The organism is Actinophytocola gossypii (assembly GCF_025165815.1).
GTDB lineage: Bacteria > Actinomycetota > Actinomycetes > Mycobacteriales > Pseudonocardiaceae > Actinophytocola > Actinophytocola gossypii.
In genome coordinates, this window is sequence record NZ_JAFFZE010000029.1 from 65,911 (window position 1) to 78,852 (window position 12,942).

Below are 12,942 nucleotides of genomic sequence, written 5' to 3' on the forward strand. Positions count from 1 at the left end.
TTACTGGTGACCGAGAGGGAGGAGCGTGCCGTGACCGTCGAACCGGAGTTCCTGAGCCGGGCCGACCCGTACCGCCGCGAGCTGCTCGCGCACTGCTACCGGATGCTCGGCTCGGTGCACGACGCCGAGGACCTGGTGCAGGAGACCTATCTGCGGGCGTGGCGGGCCTACGACCGGTTCGAGGGCCGGTCGACGGTCCGCACCTGGCTGTACCGGATCGCCACCAGCGCCTGCCTGACCGCACTCGAGGGCCGGGGCCGCCGCCCGCTGCCGACCGGCCTCGGCGGTCCGAGCGAGCGCGCCGGCGAGCCGCTGGAGCAGCGGACCGAGGTGCCGTGGCTGGAGCCCCTGCCCACCGAGGAGGATCCCGCCGCGATCGTCACCTCGCGGGAGAGCACCCGGCTGGCGTTCATCGCCGCCCTGCAGCACCTGCCGCCTCGGCAGCGCGCGGTGCTGATCCTGCGCGACGTGCTGGCCTGGCGCGCGGCCGAGGTCGCCGAGCTGCTCGACACGTCGACCGCGGCGGTGAACAGCGCGCTGCAACGGGCCCGCGCCCAGCTCGAGCAGGTGGCCCCGACCCCGGACGCGGTGACCGAGCCGGCCACCGAGCGCACCCGCGACCTGCTGGCCAGGTACGTGGACGCGTTCGAGCGCAAGGACGTCGACGGGATCGTCGCGTTGCTCACCGAGGACGCGGTGTGGGAGATGCCGCCGTTCGCGACCTGGTTCCTGGGCCGGGACGCGGTCGGCAGGCACCTGCTCGGCCAGTGCCCCGGCGGTCCCGGCGACTTCCGGCTGGTGTCCACCACCGCCAACGGCGCGCCCGCGCTCGGCCTGTACCTGCGGGGCGAGGACGACGCGTTCCACCCGTTCTGCCTGCAGGTCCTGACGGTGACTGGGGATGCGTTCTCCCACGTGGTGTCGTTCTTCGACCACCGGCTGTTCGACACCTTCCAGCTGCCGAGCCGGGCATGAGCGCCGACCTGCTGGAGCGGGCGGTCGGCTACGCGCTCGGCGCCCTGCGGTCCGTGCCGCCCGCGGCGCTTGGCCTGCCGACCCCGTGCCGCGGCTGGCCGCTGCGCGTGCTGGTGGCCCACGTCGACGACGCCCTGCTGGCCCTGCACGAGGCCGCCGACCTGGGCCGGGTACGCCTCGAACCGCCCGAGGACCCGGCCGACCCCGTGTCGGCGGCCCGCGAGCGGGCGCGCCTGGTGCTCGGCGCGTGGTCCCGGCCATCGCGTGCTTCGGTCTCGGTGGCCGGCACGGACCTGGCGGCGGACCTGCTCACCACCGCCGGCGCGGTCGAGGTCGCGGTGCACGGGTGGGACGTGGCCCGCGCGCTCGGCCGCGACCACCCGCTCCCGGCGGCGCTGGCGGCGGAGCTGCTGGAGCTGTCACCCGCGCTGGTCACCGACGTGGACCGCCCGTCCCGCTTCGCCCCGCCGATCCCCCTCCCCCGCGGCGCCCCACCCGGCGACCGCCTGCTCGCCTTCCTCGGCCGCGAGCCCTAGTACGTCACGTGCTTGCCGCCGTCGAGGATGACGGACTCGCCGGTGACCTGGTCCATGGCGAGCAGGCCGAGGACGGCCTGGGCGACGTGCTCCGGCGTGGAGGTCCGGCGCAGGGGGATCGTCTCGCGTTCGGCTCGGGCGCGCTCGGCGAAGCCGGTGACGCCGTGCAGGTCGGTCTGCCAGCGGGTGGCGACGGTGCCGGGGGCGACGGTGTTGACCCGCACCTCGGGGGCGAGCGCGACGGCCAGGTTCCTGGTCAGCTGCGTCAGCGCGGCTTTGCTGACGCCGTACGCGATCGAGGACCCGCTGGCGCGGTAGCCGGAGATCGAGCCGATGTTGACCACCGCGCCGCCCGCGGCCCGCAGGTCGGCGGCGAACGCGCGGACCACCCGGAACGGACCCAGCACGTTGACGTCCAGCACCCGCGCGAACGCCTCGTCGGTGAGACCGTCGAGGTCCTCGTGCGCCGCCCGGTACGTGGTGGCGGCGTTGTTGACCAGCACGTCGACCCGGCCGAACCGGTCGCGCACCCGGTCGGCCATCGCCCGCACCAGCGCGTCGTCGGCGATGTCGGCGCGTTCGGCGACGGCCGTGCAGCCCCGCTGTGCCAGGGCGGCGACCGTGGCGTCCGCGTCGTCGGCGGAACGGGAGTAGTTGACCACCACGCCGGCCGCCCCGGCGTCGGCGAGGGCGAGCGCGGTGGCCCGCCCGATCCCGGTGCCGCCGCCGGTGACCACGGCGACGGTGTCTCGCAACCGCATCTAGCTCCTCTCGTCGAGCACCTTCCGCAGCGTCGTGGCGACGCCGTCGCGGTCGAGGCGGGTGGCGGCGTCGGCGAGCAGCTCGCCGAACACCGGGTTCGCCGCGAGCTCCGCCGGCACGAAGTCCAGTGCGGACAGACGTTCGTGACGAAGGAAGCCGGCCAGCGCCAGGCAGATCAGCCGAGGCTCACGACCGGCGGTGAGCAGCTCGGCGGCCGGTTCGAGCAGCCGCTGCGGCAGCTTGCGCGCGCCGTCGGTGCCGATCTGGGCGAGCCGGTGGGTGATCCGCGGGTTGCCGAGCCGGTCGAGCAGCGTGTCGATCTCGCGCTCGCCGACGTCGATGCCGAACCGGGCCAGCGACGGCCCGGTCTCCTCGCCGACGAGCCGGCACACGTAGCCGGCGAACTCGTCGCGGGCCACGGCGGCCGCGGTGCTGTCGCAGCCGGCGAGCATGCCGAGGTAGGCCAGCGCGGAGTGGGTTCCGTTGAGCAGCCGCAACTTCGCCGCCTGTCGGGGCGCGATGTCGCCGACCAGCTCCGCGCCCGCGCGCTCCCACGCGGGCCGGGCGCCGGCGAAGTCGTCCTCGATCACCCACTGCCGGTACGGCTCGCCGACCACCGCCGCCCGGTCGTCGAACCCCAGCTCGCCGGCGACGTGCGCCAGGTCGGCGGCGGTGGTCGCCGGCACGATCTGGTCGACCACCGTCGACGGGAACGTCACGTTCGCCGCGATCCGGTCGGCGAGGTCGAACTCCTCGCGCAGCAGGCAGAACTCCCGCACCAGCCCGGCGACGAGCCGGCCGTTGAACGGCAGGTTGTCGCAGGACAGCACGGTGGGACCCGATTCACCCCGGCGCCGCCGGAGCCCGCCCACGAGCTGACCGACCACGGTCCTCGGCGGCCGACCGGCCAGGTCGGCGGCGACCTCGGGATCGTCGGCACGCAGCCGGCCGGTCGCCGGATCGTGCCGGTAGCCGGACTCGGTCACGGTGATCGTCACGACGTCCACTTCGGACAGCAGAGTGGTGAGCCGCTCCGGCTGGGCCGGAGCGAGCAGTGCCTCGCGGACACTGTCCACGACCTCGATCCGCTCACCGGCGGCCGACCGCTCGGCGACGGTGAACAGCCCGTCCTGCGCGGTGAGCGCGTCGGCCACCGCCGGGTTCCGCTGACCGACGGCGCAGATCGCCCAGTCCCCCGGCTCGGCGGCCATCGCGCGCATGGTGAGCACCGCCTGGTGTGCCCGGTGGAACGCGCCGAGTCCCAGGTGGACGATCCCGATGCCCGGCCGGTCGCCGCCGCGCCCGGCGGTGGCCAGGTTCAGCCGGGGTCGGGTCACCGCGCCGGCAGCGAGGCGTCGTACCCGGTGGCGTCGACGGCGGCGATGTCCACGTCCTTGCTCTCCTTCGACATCCAGAACGCCACGAACGATACCGCCGACACCCCGATGATCCACACCGCGACCAGCCAGCCCTTCCCGCCTGCCTGGGCGACCAGTGCGGCGGCGATGAGCGGCGAGAACCCGCCGAGCGCGGCGCCGATCTCGCGGGACGCGGCGAACCCGGTGTAGCGGACCCGCGCGCCGAACAGTTCGGCGTAGAAGGCGGGCTGCACGGCGATCATCGGCGCGAACCCGATCGTGGTGGCGACGACCAGGGCCAGCCAGATCAGCACCGGCTCGCGGGTGTCGAGCAGCAGGAAGAACGGGAACGCCCAGGCCGCGGTGAACACGACGCTGAACAGGTTCAGCGGCCGCCGCCCGATCCGGTCGGAGAGCCGTCCGTAGACCGGTTGCAGCGCGATCACCAGCACGCTGAACAGGATCACGCCGGTGAGCCCGACCGACCGGTCGAGGTCGAGCGTGCCGGTGATGTAGGTGAGGCTGTAGGTGGCGTAGATGTAGACGACCGCGGTGTCGCAGATGTGCGCGCCGATGCCGATCAGGAAGTTGCGCGGGTAGCGGCGCAGCGCGTCGAACACCGGCAGCGAGACGGTGGTCCGCTTCTCGGTCATCCGCCGGAACACCGGCGACTCGGCCACCCGCAGCCGCACGTACAGCGCGACCGCGATCATCAGGAAGCTGAACAAGAACGGGATCCGCCACGCCCAGCCGAGCACGGTCTCCTCGCCGAGCGACTCGACCAGCAGGAAGACGACGGTGCCGGTGAGGAGTCCGATTTGAACACCGGTCTGCGCGAACGAGGTGAAGAACCCGCGCCGGGCGGGCGGCGCGTGCTCGGCGAGCAGGGTGGAAGCGCCACCGAACTCCGCGCCCGCGCCGAGGCCCTGACACATCCGCAGGAACGTCAGGATGATCGGCGCGGCGATGCCGATCGACTCGTAGGTGGGCAGCAGCCCGATGAGGCCGGTGGACACGCCCATCACGAGCGTGGTGATGATCAGGGTGGTGCGCCGGCCGAGCTTGTCGCCGAGGTGGCCGAAGATGAACCCGCCGAGCGGGCGCACCGCGAACCCGACGCCGAACGTGGCGAACCCGACGATCGTGCCGACCGCGGGATCCTCGGTGACGAAGAACAGCTGGTTGAACACCAGCGTGACGGCGAACCCGTAGATGAAGAAGTCGTACCACTCCAGCGCGGTACCGACCACGGACGCGCTGACCACGCGTTTCAGCTCGGTGGGGGTCGTGTCCCGGACGGCTCCGGCGTCGTCGACGGCTCCGGTCATGGGTCGTTCCTCCTCTGTGTCTTCTGGTCGCTCCGCTCATCCGCTCAGGCGCCGTCTTCCCTCGTCGCCCGCTCCTTCGCTCTCGCTCCTGGAAGTCAGAGCGAGTTCAGGTCGTGCCAGGTGGTGTCGGTGATGGGGATGCCGTCGCGTTCGCGGACGCGGCGGACGCGTTCCTCGAGTTCGCCGGGGACGAGCACCTCGTCGTGGCCCTCGGCGAGTGGGGTCTCGGTGAGTTGCCGGCAGAAGTCCTCGGTGCGCTGCCGGAACTCGTCGACGGGCAGGAAGGCGGCGATGTCGAAGGCCAGCAGGACGGTGCCGAACCCGCCGCGGAAGTCGGGCATGCTGCCGATGCCGGTACCGGACAGCAGGCCGGCGACGATCTCGATCAGTACGGACAGGCCGTAGCCCTTGTGCCCGCCGAAGGGCAGCAGCACGCCGCCGGTGTAGAAGTCGCCGGGGTCGGTGGTGGCCCGGCCGGCCGAGTCGAGCACCAGGCCCTCCGCGATCCGCTCACCCCGGTCCCGCGCGACCGCGAGCTTCCCCTCGGCCACGCCGGAGGTCGCCCAGTCCATCACCAGGGGAGCGCCGTTCGCCCTCGGCACCGCCCAGGCCAGCGGGTTCGTACCCAGCCGCCGCTCCCGGCCGCCGAACGGCGCGACGGTCGAGTCGGCGTTGCCGAACGCCATGGCGACGAGGTCGTGTCCGGCGAGCGCGCCGACGTACTCGCCGAGCCGGCCGATGTGGTTGCAGTCGCGGATCGCGGCGACGCCCGACCCGTGTTCCCCGGCCAGTCCGACCAGCGCACGAACCGCCCGGGTCGCGGCGAGCTGCCCGAACGCGCGATGCCCGTGCACGACGACGGCCCCCGGGCGGGTGGCCTCGGCCTTCGGCACCGCCCGGGGATCGATCCGCCCCGCGCGCACGGCGTCGAGGTACACCGGAAGCCGCCGAACCCCGTGCGAGTCGTGCCCGAGCAGGTTCGACTCCACCAGCGAGCGGGCCACGACCTCGGCGTCGGCCTCGGCAGCCCCCGCGCCCACGAGGATCCGCCCGGCCAACCCCCGAAGCTCCCCCGCCGACACCAACCGCATACGTTCCACCTGACAAAACGGCGTTCCATTTACGCGGCCATAGTGCCATACCGGACGGAGCCCTGTGAAGGCCGTCACACCTGGCCGGGGTCAGGGGGCGCCGAGGGCCTGGGAGACCTGGTGGGCGGTGGTGGTGACCTGGGTGGGGAGGGCGGGGTGCGCCTCGGTGAGGTTGACCAGGGAGGCGGCGGAGACGGCGCCGAGGACGGTGCCGGTGTGGTCGAAGACGGCGGCGCCCACGGCGTGTACGCCTGCCTCGTTCTCCTCGTGGTCCTCGGCGTAGCCGCGGTCGCGGACGGTGCGCAGGTCGGCCAGCAGGGCGGGCTCGTCGGTGATGGTGTGCGGGGTGCGCGGGGCCAGGCCGGTGCGGGCGAGGAGGGTGTGCACCTCGTCGTCGGGCATGGTGGCGAGGATGGCCTTGCCGATCGACGTGCAGTGCAGCTTCAAGCTCATCCCGACGCGGGAGGCCAGATGGTACGGCTTGGCGCCCTCCAGCTTGGCCACGTAGACCGCCTCGTCACCGGACAGCAGCGCGAGGTGCACCGTCCACCCGGTGCTTTCCTGCAGGTCCCGCAGGATCGGGCGGACCTGTTCGGCGATGTCGAGCCGCTGTAGGAACCGGCCGGCCAGGGTGAGGATCCTCGGTCCGCCGACGTAGCTGCCGTTCCCGTCGGTACGGGCGAAGCCGTGCCGGACCAGGGTCTGCAGGATCCGGTGCACCGTCGGCTTGGGCAGCTCGGCCGCCTTCGCGAGGTCGGCGATCCGCGAGTGGTCGGCGAGTGCCTCGAGCACGCTCAAGGTCTTGTCCGCCGCCGACCGCGCACCGCCCGCCTCCGCCATCCGACCCGCCATACGACCCAATGTAGGCGAGAGGCGATCACCGGCGCCGCTACTCCGAGGCTCGGGTCCCCAGTGCCTCGTCCACGCTCGTGTGCACCGAGAAGACCTGGTCGAGCGCGGTCACCTGGATCGCCCTCGGCACCACCGTGCCGTTCGCCACCAGCGCGAGCAGCACACCGCGTTCGACGCACTGGTTGTTCAGGTCGACCAGCAGCGCCAGCCCGGCCGAGCCGATGAACGACAGGCCGGACAGGTCGACCACCAACGGCGACGGAACGGCGACGACGTCCGACAGGGTGTCCAGCCGCTCCCGCAACAGCGGCACCGTGGCCAGGTCCAGCTCGCCACCCACCGATACGACTACCGCACTGCCTCGAGTGTCGATGTCCACCGTGAGCAGATCCGACGATCCCACTGTGCCTCCAGTCAACTCTCGCGACCGGCGGCAAGCCTACAAAGGTCTCGGACCCGGGCACACGACCAGGTCCCACTAACGGGTGGTGGTTCAGCGTTCCTGCTGGGAACGCTCCCGTGCTTCGTTCCGGCCGGCCTCGGCGCGGGCGCGGTCGGCCTCGGCCTCCTTCTCGGCGGCCTCGCGCTGCGACGCGGCCTTGTCCTGCTGCGCCTGGCCCTCACGGGTCGTCGCGTCGTCGCCCACCAGGGCGCCCGCCGCTTCCTTGAACCTGCCCTTGATGTCCTCGACGGCGCCTCGGACGCCCTCGCTCCTGTCGGACATCTCGTCCTCCTTCGGGTCGGCGGTCCGCGTTCGGCAGCCGACGTACCCGTCAGCGGCTCGGTGAAACACTCTCCGGTTTCGCCTGGTACGCGGCGGAGAACAACAGGTTCTCCAGTGCCCGGAGGCTCTCCTCGACCGGCACCAGGGAGGTGTCGGACTGCAGCGTGACCTCGCCCCGGCCGACCGTGAGGTGGCAGCCGCCGACCGGGCGCGGGACCGAGGGCGACGTGTCGCCCTGGCCGAGCGGGCGGTCGTCCACGCAGGCGAACGGGCGCGGCGTGTCACCGAAGACCGCCTTCGCCAGCCGGTCCGGGTCGTAGCGGGCGAAGCGGTGCGCCCGCACCACGGTCCGCCAGGTCCGCGACACCAGCTCGCCGAAGTCGGGCACCGCGACGTCGAGCACCACCAGCCCGTCCTGCGCGATCGCGGCCACCACGTCACGCCGGTCCGGGTAGAAGCGGTTGCTCACCACCGTGCGCAGGGCGATCGTCGACTGCTCGGTGAGCGTGCCGAGCACCTGCGCCACGCCGGCCAGGTACACCGTCGACGCCCGCACCCCGTGCCGCACGGCGATCGTGTGCGCCGCGTTGCCCAGTGCCGTGGACCGCAGGGTCGCCGCCGACGGCTCGCCGTCGGGCACCGCCACCCGCCCGGCCCGGCGCAGCTCCCCGCGCCAGAACCGGATCGCCCGGTCGGTGAGGTCGAGCCCGCTCCGCCGGCGCGCGTCCGCGGCCTCGGTGGCCAGGTCGGCGGGCTGGGCGGCCGACCGCACCGGCAGCGCGCCGCGCAGCAGCAGCCCCAGGTCCTTGACCACGAGCTCGATGCCGTGGTCGTCGACGGCCAGCGGGCTGCACCCGAGCACCACGTGCCGCACGATGTCGTCCACCACGACCAGCGCGACCCGCAGCGGCCACTCCTCCACGTGGTTGAACGCCCGCCCCGCCAGCCGCACGCGGGCGTCCGCGGCGACCCGCTCCGCCTCCTCCGAGCCGCAGCGCAGCACCTCGACCGGCAGCTCCCCGGTCTCGGCGATCTCCTGGCGGACCAGCTCCGCGACCCCGTCGCCCAGGTCCGCCGGCAGTTCCTCCGGCCGGTCCGGGCCGATCAGCCTGGTGCGCAGCGCCTCGTGCCGCCCGACCAGCGCGGTGACCGCGTCGAGGGCCAGCGCGACCAGCACCGGCGGCGTGTCCACGACCCGGGCGAGAGCCTGGACGCTGCGTTGCCGCATGACGTGTCGCTGGCCCCAGGTGAGCGGCGCGACAAGGCTCCGCTCCCCGCTGAACACGATCTTCATCTGACCCTGGCCTTCGCGGTGCGGTTGGCGGAGAGGAACCCGGACGGCGCGCGAGTCTGGCACGGCGGTCGGGGGCGAACAAGAGACCGTCCGGGTGGTTCGCGCCCGCGAACCAGGGAGCGGGATCAGTTCACGTTGTACAGGGCGTGCAGGGCCTCGTGGTCCGGGCTGAGCTCGGCCGGGTCGCCGCCGGCCAGGTGGACGGCGAGCGCGTCCAGGGTCAGGTGCCAGCCCGCGCCGTAGTCGGCGGCCGGCGCCCGGCGGACGGGCTCGTGGCACAAGGACAGCGTGGTCTCCTCGGCGCCGGAATCCTGGTCCGCCGTCAGCTCCCAGCGGACCCTCGACTCCGGCTCGTCCGGCCACAGCCAGGTGTGCTCGAGCAGCCGGCCCGGCTCGGCGGCCAGCACCGCGCCCTCGGCCGTCTCGTCCTCGCCGAAGTCGAAGGTCACCGCGCCGCCCTCGGTGGCGTCGATGGTCACACCGGGGAGCCAGCACCGCTGCTGCGCCGGTTCGGCCAGGGCCGACCACACGGCCGCCGCCGGGTGCGGGAGGCGGCGGGAGAACCGGATCCGGCAGGTGCCGGCCGTGTCGTCGCCGCTTCCCGCCATGGCCTCGACCGAGCCCGCGGTGTCCGGATTGCTCACGAATGCCTCCTACGCACTGTCTGTTGTGGCCGCGGCATGGCAAGTAAGGTCACCACATCCGGTGAACTACGGCCGCTCGCGGTCGCCTCGGCGGTGGCTGTATCCACCCTGAGCTGCCCCGACAGCGACCCGGATACTCCGAAAGGACCACTACTGGCATCTGGGAACTACTCGCGACCAACCACCTGTGCCCACGAGTTCTCATCGGTGCCGGTACTCTGAGCAACGTGGTGATGACCGGATGAGCATCATCACGAGGGCGACAGGTAGTTGACCATGTGCGGCGTGTGACGGAACGTCGAGGTCAACAGGCGGTCGGCAGGAGGTCGGGGAGCGTTCACAACTGAGCGTGACCTGCCGACGACGAGGTCGACGGGGGTTTGACGTTGAGCCAACGGGCGCCGGGTTTCTCCGCCGTGCTGGCGGTACGTGAGTTCCGCGCGCTCTGGTTCGCCGAGGCCCAGTCCATCTTCGGCGACCAACTCGCCAAGGTCGCGCTCACCATCCTGGTGTACGACCGCACCGGCTCCGCGCTGTGGGCCGCGCTGGTCTACGCGCTCACGTTCCTGTCCGCGCTGGCCGGCGGCCTCGGCCTGTCCCAGCTCGCCGACCGGTTCCCCCGCCGCCAGCTGATGGTCACCTGCACCGCCGCCCAGGCCGTGCTCGTCGGCCTGATGGCCATCCCCGGCATGTCGATCCCGGCGCTGTGCGCGCTCGTGCTCGCCGTCGGCCTGGCGCAGTCACCCGCGGCGGCCGCGCAGAACGCGGTCACCCGGGTCATCTTCAAAGACGACGAGCTGTACCTGCGCAGCCAGGACCTGCGCGGGATCACCACCAACACGCTGATGCTGCTCGGCCTGGCCGGCGGCGGCGTGCTCGTGGTGGGCATCGGCACCAGCTGGGCGCTGGCGATCAACGCGGTCACGTTCGCGATCAGCACCGTCGTCGTGCACCGGTTCACGCAGAACCGGGAGGCCGCGGGAAGCAGCGAGGACGGCTGGTTCGGCGCCGCGCGCTACGTCTTCGGCACCAGCCGGATGCGGGTGCTGATCACCCTGTCCTGGCTGGTCGGGCTGGTGGTCATCCCCGAGGGCCTGGTCGCGCCGCTGGCCAAGGAGCTCGGCGCGTCATCGGCGGCGATCGGCGTGATGCTGGCGGCCGACCCGCTCGGCTTCGTGGTCGGCACCTACGTGCTGTCGAGGTTCGTTCCGGCGCACCACCGGGTCCGGGTGATGGGCGTGCTGGCGGCGGCGTCGTCCGCCACGCTGATCCTGTTCGCGCTCAATCCGCACGTGGCGTTCGCGATCGGCCTGCTGGCGCTGTCCGGCGCGTTCGGCGCCTACCAGATCACGGTCAGCGCGACGTTCACCTCGCTGGTGCCGGACGAGATCCGGGGTGGAGCGTTCGGGATCATCCGGACGGGCCTGCGGGTGTCACAGGGCGTCGGGGTCGCGGTGGGCGGCGCGGTGGCGGAGGGCATCGGTTCGACGACCACGACGATCGCCCTGGCCGGCGCGCTCGGACTGGCCATCGCCATTCCCACGAGCGTGGCCTGGGCCCGGCACACGAATCCTTCACGGCAGACCGGGGTAACCCCCAACCTGAACACATCGACGCCATGACGCGCGTGCCGCCGCGGTCGGGACCCACCGGGGCGGCAGGCGCACGAGATCACATGTCACGATCCCTCATCGGGTTCACCTCCAGGGGGCCGTCAGCGAAGTCGATCTCGGCGTACCGGCTGGACATTATGGCAGGCTTGTCGCTCGCCGCACAGCGCTCCTTCGAGCACACTGTCCGGGACCACGAACGGAAGGACGCTGGGCCATGACCTCCACCGCTCCCGAGGTGCCCGGGCAGGCGTCACGTCGTCCGGCTGATCCTGCCTTGACGGAGGATCTCGCCGGGGGGAGGAACGGTCGGCTTACCCGGGCCAGATACGAATGTCACCTATAAGTGTGAACGATCAGCGGGGATCGCGACACTCCGGAGGCCCAATTTTAGTGCGTTTGCGTCGATGGGCACTCTGGCGACAGCGCCCGCGGCTCATCGGCTACATGGTGCTGTGCGAGTTGCTCGCGACCGCCGGTGCCGTGGTCGCCGCGGTGATGACACCCGCTCCGGCGCGCAGCGACTGGTTCCGGTTCCTGGCCCTTGCCCTGTGTGCGACGGTTCACCTGCAGCTTTCCCGCAGGCAGGAGGAACGGCGGCGATCACGGAAGCCGACCGTGCAGATCGACCTCGTCGGCATCTGGTCGTTCGCCGGCGTGGTGGTGCTGCCCGTGCACCTGGCGCTGCTCGGCATCGTGCTCAGCCGCGTCCAGCGCTACGTGGTCGCCCGCCGCCCGCTGTTCCGGTTCATGTTCTCCACCTCCAGCGTGCTGCTGGCCGCGGTGGTGGCGCACGAGGTGGTGACCGCGTTCGGGGTGCGGACGTGGTCGCGGTCGACCGTGCTGGACTCGGTCAGCGAGTTCGGCATCCTGATGCTCGCCGGGTTCGTGTACTTCTCCGTGCAGGCGGCGATCGTCGGGGTCGGCATCGTGCTGTTGAGCACGACACGACCGACGCTCCGGACGGTGCTCGGCACCAAGGACGACAACGAGCTGGAGGCGCTGACCATCGCGCTGGGCGCGGTGACGGCCGTCCTGCTGGTCAACATGCCGGCGGCGCTGGCGATCATCGTGGTGGTGAGCGTCATCGGCAACCGGATCGCGGAGGTCCGGCAGCTCCAGGTGGACGTGCGCACCGACCCGAAGACCGGCCTGCTGAACATCCGAGGCTGGCGCGAGGACGCGGAACGCGCGCTGGCCAGGGTCGAACGGGCGCACAACTCGGCCGCCGTGCTGATGGTCGACCTGGACCACTTCAAGTCGATCAACGACACGTGGGGCCACCCGGCCGGCGACGACATGCTGGAGTACGTCGCGCACGCGCTGCGGGGCGCGACCAGGCCGGGCGACATCATCGGCCGCTTCGGCGGCGAGGAGTTCGTGGTGTTCCTCCCCGACGCGGACGTCGACGAGGCCAAACTGGCCGGCGAGCGCATCCGCCGGATGATCTCGGAGCTGCACGTGCCGACCACCGACAAGCGCGGCGGCCCGGTGGCGATCACCAACCGCACGGCGTCGATCGGCGTCGCCGTCCACCCCGAGCACGCGAAGGGCCTCGGCGAGCTGCTCCAGGCGGCCGACGCGGCCGTGTACGAGGCCAAGGAGAACGGCCGCGACCAGGTCCGGGTGACGCTCTGATGCCGGACGCGGTGGTGGTGGGTGCGGGTCCGAACGGGTTGGTGGCGGCGAATGTGCTGGCTGACGCGGGGTGGGATGTGCTGGTGTTGGAGGCGGCTGAGGTGCCGGGTGGCGCGGTGCGGACGGCGGA

At 72.3% G+C, this 12,942-nt stretch carries 14 protein-coding genes; 5 read left to right on the plus strand and 9 right to left on the minus strand.

The annotated features are described in order from the left end of the window. The first annotated feature begins 6 nt into the window (after window positions 1-6). Both JT362_RS32995 and JT362_RS33000 read left to right on the plus strand, forming a co-directional pair. On the plus strand, window positions 7-975 hold the full coding sequence (locus JT362_RS32995) for a sigma-70 family RNA polymerase sigma factor (RefSeq protein WP_260195808.1): 969 nt from the start codon (window positions 7-9) through the stop codon (window positions 973-975). Beyond that, window positions 972-1,511, plus strand: a complete 540-nt coding sequence (locus JT362_RS33000) for a TIGR03086 family metal-binding protein (RefSeq protein ID WP_260195810.1) — start codon at window positions 972-974, stop codon at window positions 1,509-1,511. The genes JT362_RS32995 and JT362_RS33000 overlap by 4 nt, the downstream gene beginning before the upstream one ends. On the opposite strand, the gene JT362_RS33005 is transcribed toward JT362_RS33000, so the two are convergent. The 9 genes from JT362_RS33005 to JT362_RS33045 form a co-directional block, all read right to left on the minus strand. Then, window positions 1,508-2,272: an SDR family NAD(P)-dependent oxidoreductase gene (locus tag JT362_RS33005; protein WP_260195811.1), complete on the minus strand. Its 765-nt coding sequence runs from the start codon at window positions 2,270-2,272 to the stop codon at window positions 1,508-1,510. The genes JT362_RS33000 and JT362_RS33005 overlap by 4 nt on opposite strands. Beyond that, window positions 2,273-3,610 (minus strand): mannitol dehydrogenase family protein, encoded by a 1,338-nt coding sequence (locus tag JT362_RS33010; RefSeq protein WP_260195812.1) that lies wholly within the window; start codon window positions 3,608-3,610, stop codon window positions 2,273-2,275. Further along, window positions 3,607-4,959: an MFS transporter gene (locus JT362_RS33015; RefSeq protein WP_260195813.1), complete on the minus strand. Its 1,353-nt coding sequence runs from the start codon at window positions 4,957-4,959 to the stop codon at window positions 3,607-3,609. The genes JT362_RS33010 and JT362_RS33015 overlap by 4 nt, the downstream gene beginning before the upstream one ends. Before the next feature lie 95 nt (window positions 4,960-5,054). After that, window positions 5,055-6,050, minus strand: coding sequence for an Ldh family oxidoreductase (locus JT362_RS33020; RefSeq protein WP_260195814.1), 996 nt, complete (start codon window positions 6,048-6,050; stop codon window positions 5,055-5,057). 90 nt (window positions 6,051-6,140) lie between these two features. Beyond that, window positions 6,141-6,902: an IclR family transcriptional regulator gene (locus JT362_RS33025; RefSeq protein WP_260195815.1), complete on the minus strand. Its 762-nt coding sequence runs from the start codon at window positions 6,900-6,902 to the stop codon at window positions 6,141-6,143. A gap of 37 nt (window positions 6,903-6,939) precedes the next feature. After that, window positions 6,940-7,305, minus strand: a complete 366-nt coding sequence (locus tag JT362_RS33030; RefSeq protein ID WP_311202787.1) for an anti-sigma factor antagonist — start codon at window positions 7,303-7,305, stop codon at window positions 6,940-6,942. A 90-nt stretch (window positions 7,306-7,395) separates the two neighbouring features. Then, complete coding sequence (gene mbp1, locus JT362_RS33035) at window positions 7,396-7,626, minus strand: microaggregate-binding protein 1 (RefSeq protein ID WP_260195816.1); 231 nt, start codon at window positions 7,624-7,626, stop codon at window positions 7,396-7,398. A gap of 49 nt (window positions 7,627-7,675) precedes the next feature. Further along, a complete protein-coding gene (locus JT362_RS33040; protein ID WP_260195817.1) occupies window positions 7,676-8,920 on the minus strand; it encodes a condensation domain-containing protein in 1,245 nt (414 codons plus the stop codon). A 125-nt stretch (window positions 8,921-9,045) separates the two neighbouring features. Next, on the minus strand, window positions 9,046-9,564 hold the full coding sequence (locus tag JT362_RS33045) for an SRPBCC family protein (RefSeq protein WP_260195818.1): 519 nt from the start codon (window positions 9,562-9,564) through the stop codon (window positions 9,046-9,048). A gap of 386 nt (window positions 9,565-9,950) precedes the next feature. On the opposite strand from JT362_RS33045, the gene JT362_RS33050 reads away from it, so the two are divergent. The 3 genes from JT362_RS33050 to JT362_RS33060 all read left to right on the plus strand — a co-directional run. Continuing rightward, entirely contained in the window at window positions 9,951-11,186 is a 1,236-nt protein-coding gene (locus tag JT362_RS33050; protein ID WP_260195819.1) for an MFS transporter, read from the plus strand. Between the two features lie 435 nt (window positions 11,187-11,621). Further along, complete coding sequence (locus tag JT362_RS33055) at window positions 11,622-12,812, plus strand: GGDEF domain-containing protein (RefSeq protein WP_260195820.1); 1,191 nt, start codon at window positions 11,622-11,624, stop codon at window positions 12,810-12,812. Next, window positions 12,812-12,942 (plus strand): FAD-dependent oxidoreductase (locus JT362_RS33060; RefSeq protein WP_260195831.1); only part of this gene is annotated, 131 nt, incomplete at its 3' end. The genes JT362_RS33055 and JT362_RS33060, both read left to right, overlap by 1 nt.

What these genes read in the sequence shown, in the direction of transcription:
- JT362_RS33000 (WP_260195810.1), top strand. Translation starts at nt 972, where the DNA reads ATGAGCGCCGACCTGCTGGAGCGGGCGGTCGGCTACGCGCTCGGCGCC.
- JT362_RS33005 (WP_260195811.1), bottom strand. Translation starts at nt 2,272, where the DNA reads ATGCGGTTGCGAGACACCGTCGCCGTGGTCACCGGCGGCGGCACCGGG.
- JT362_RS33015 (WP_260195813.1), bottom strand. Translation starts at nt 4,959, where the DNA reads ATGACCGGAGCCGTCGACGACGCCGGAGCCGTCCGGGACACGACCCCC.
- JT362_RS33020 (WP_260195814.1), bottom strand. Translation starts at nt 6,050, where the DNA reads ATGCGGTTGGTGTCGGCGGGGGAGCTTCGGGGGTTGGCCGGGCGGATC.
- JT362_RS33025 (WP_260195815.1), bottom strand. Translation starts at nt 6,902, where the DNA reads ATGGCGGGTCGGATGGCGGAGGCGGGCGGTGCGCGGTCGGCGGCGGAC.
- mbp1 (WP_260195816.1), bottom strand. Translation starts at nt 7,626, where the DNA reads ATGTCCGACAGGAGCGAGGGCGTCCGAGGCGCCGTCGAGGACATCAAG.
- JT362_RS33040 (WP_260195817.1), bottom strand. Translation starts at nt 8,920, where the DNA reads ATGAAGATCGTGTTCAGCGGGGAGCGGAGCCTTGTCGCGCCGCTCACC.
- JT362_RS33055 (WP_260195820.1), top strand. Translation starts at nt 11,622, where the DNA reads ATGGTGCTGTGCGAGTTGCTCGCGACCGCCGGTGCCGTGGTCGCCGCG.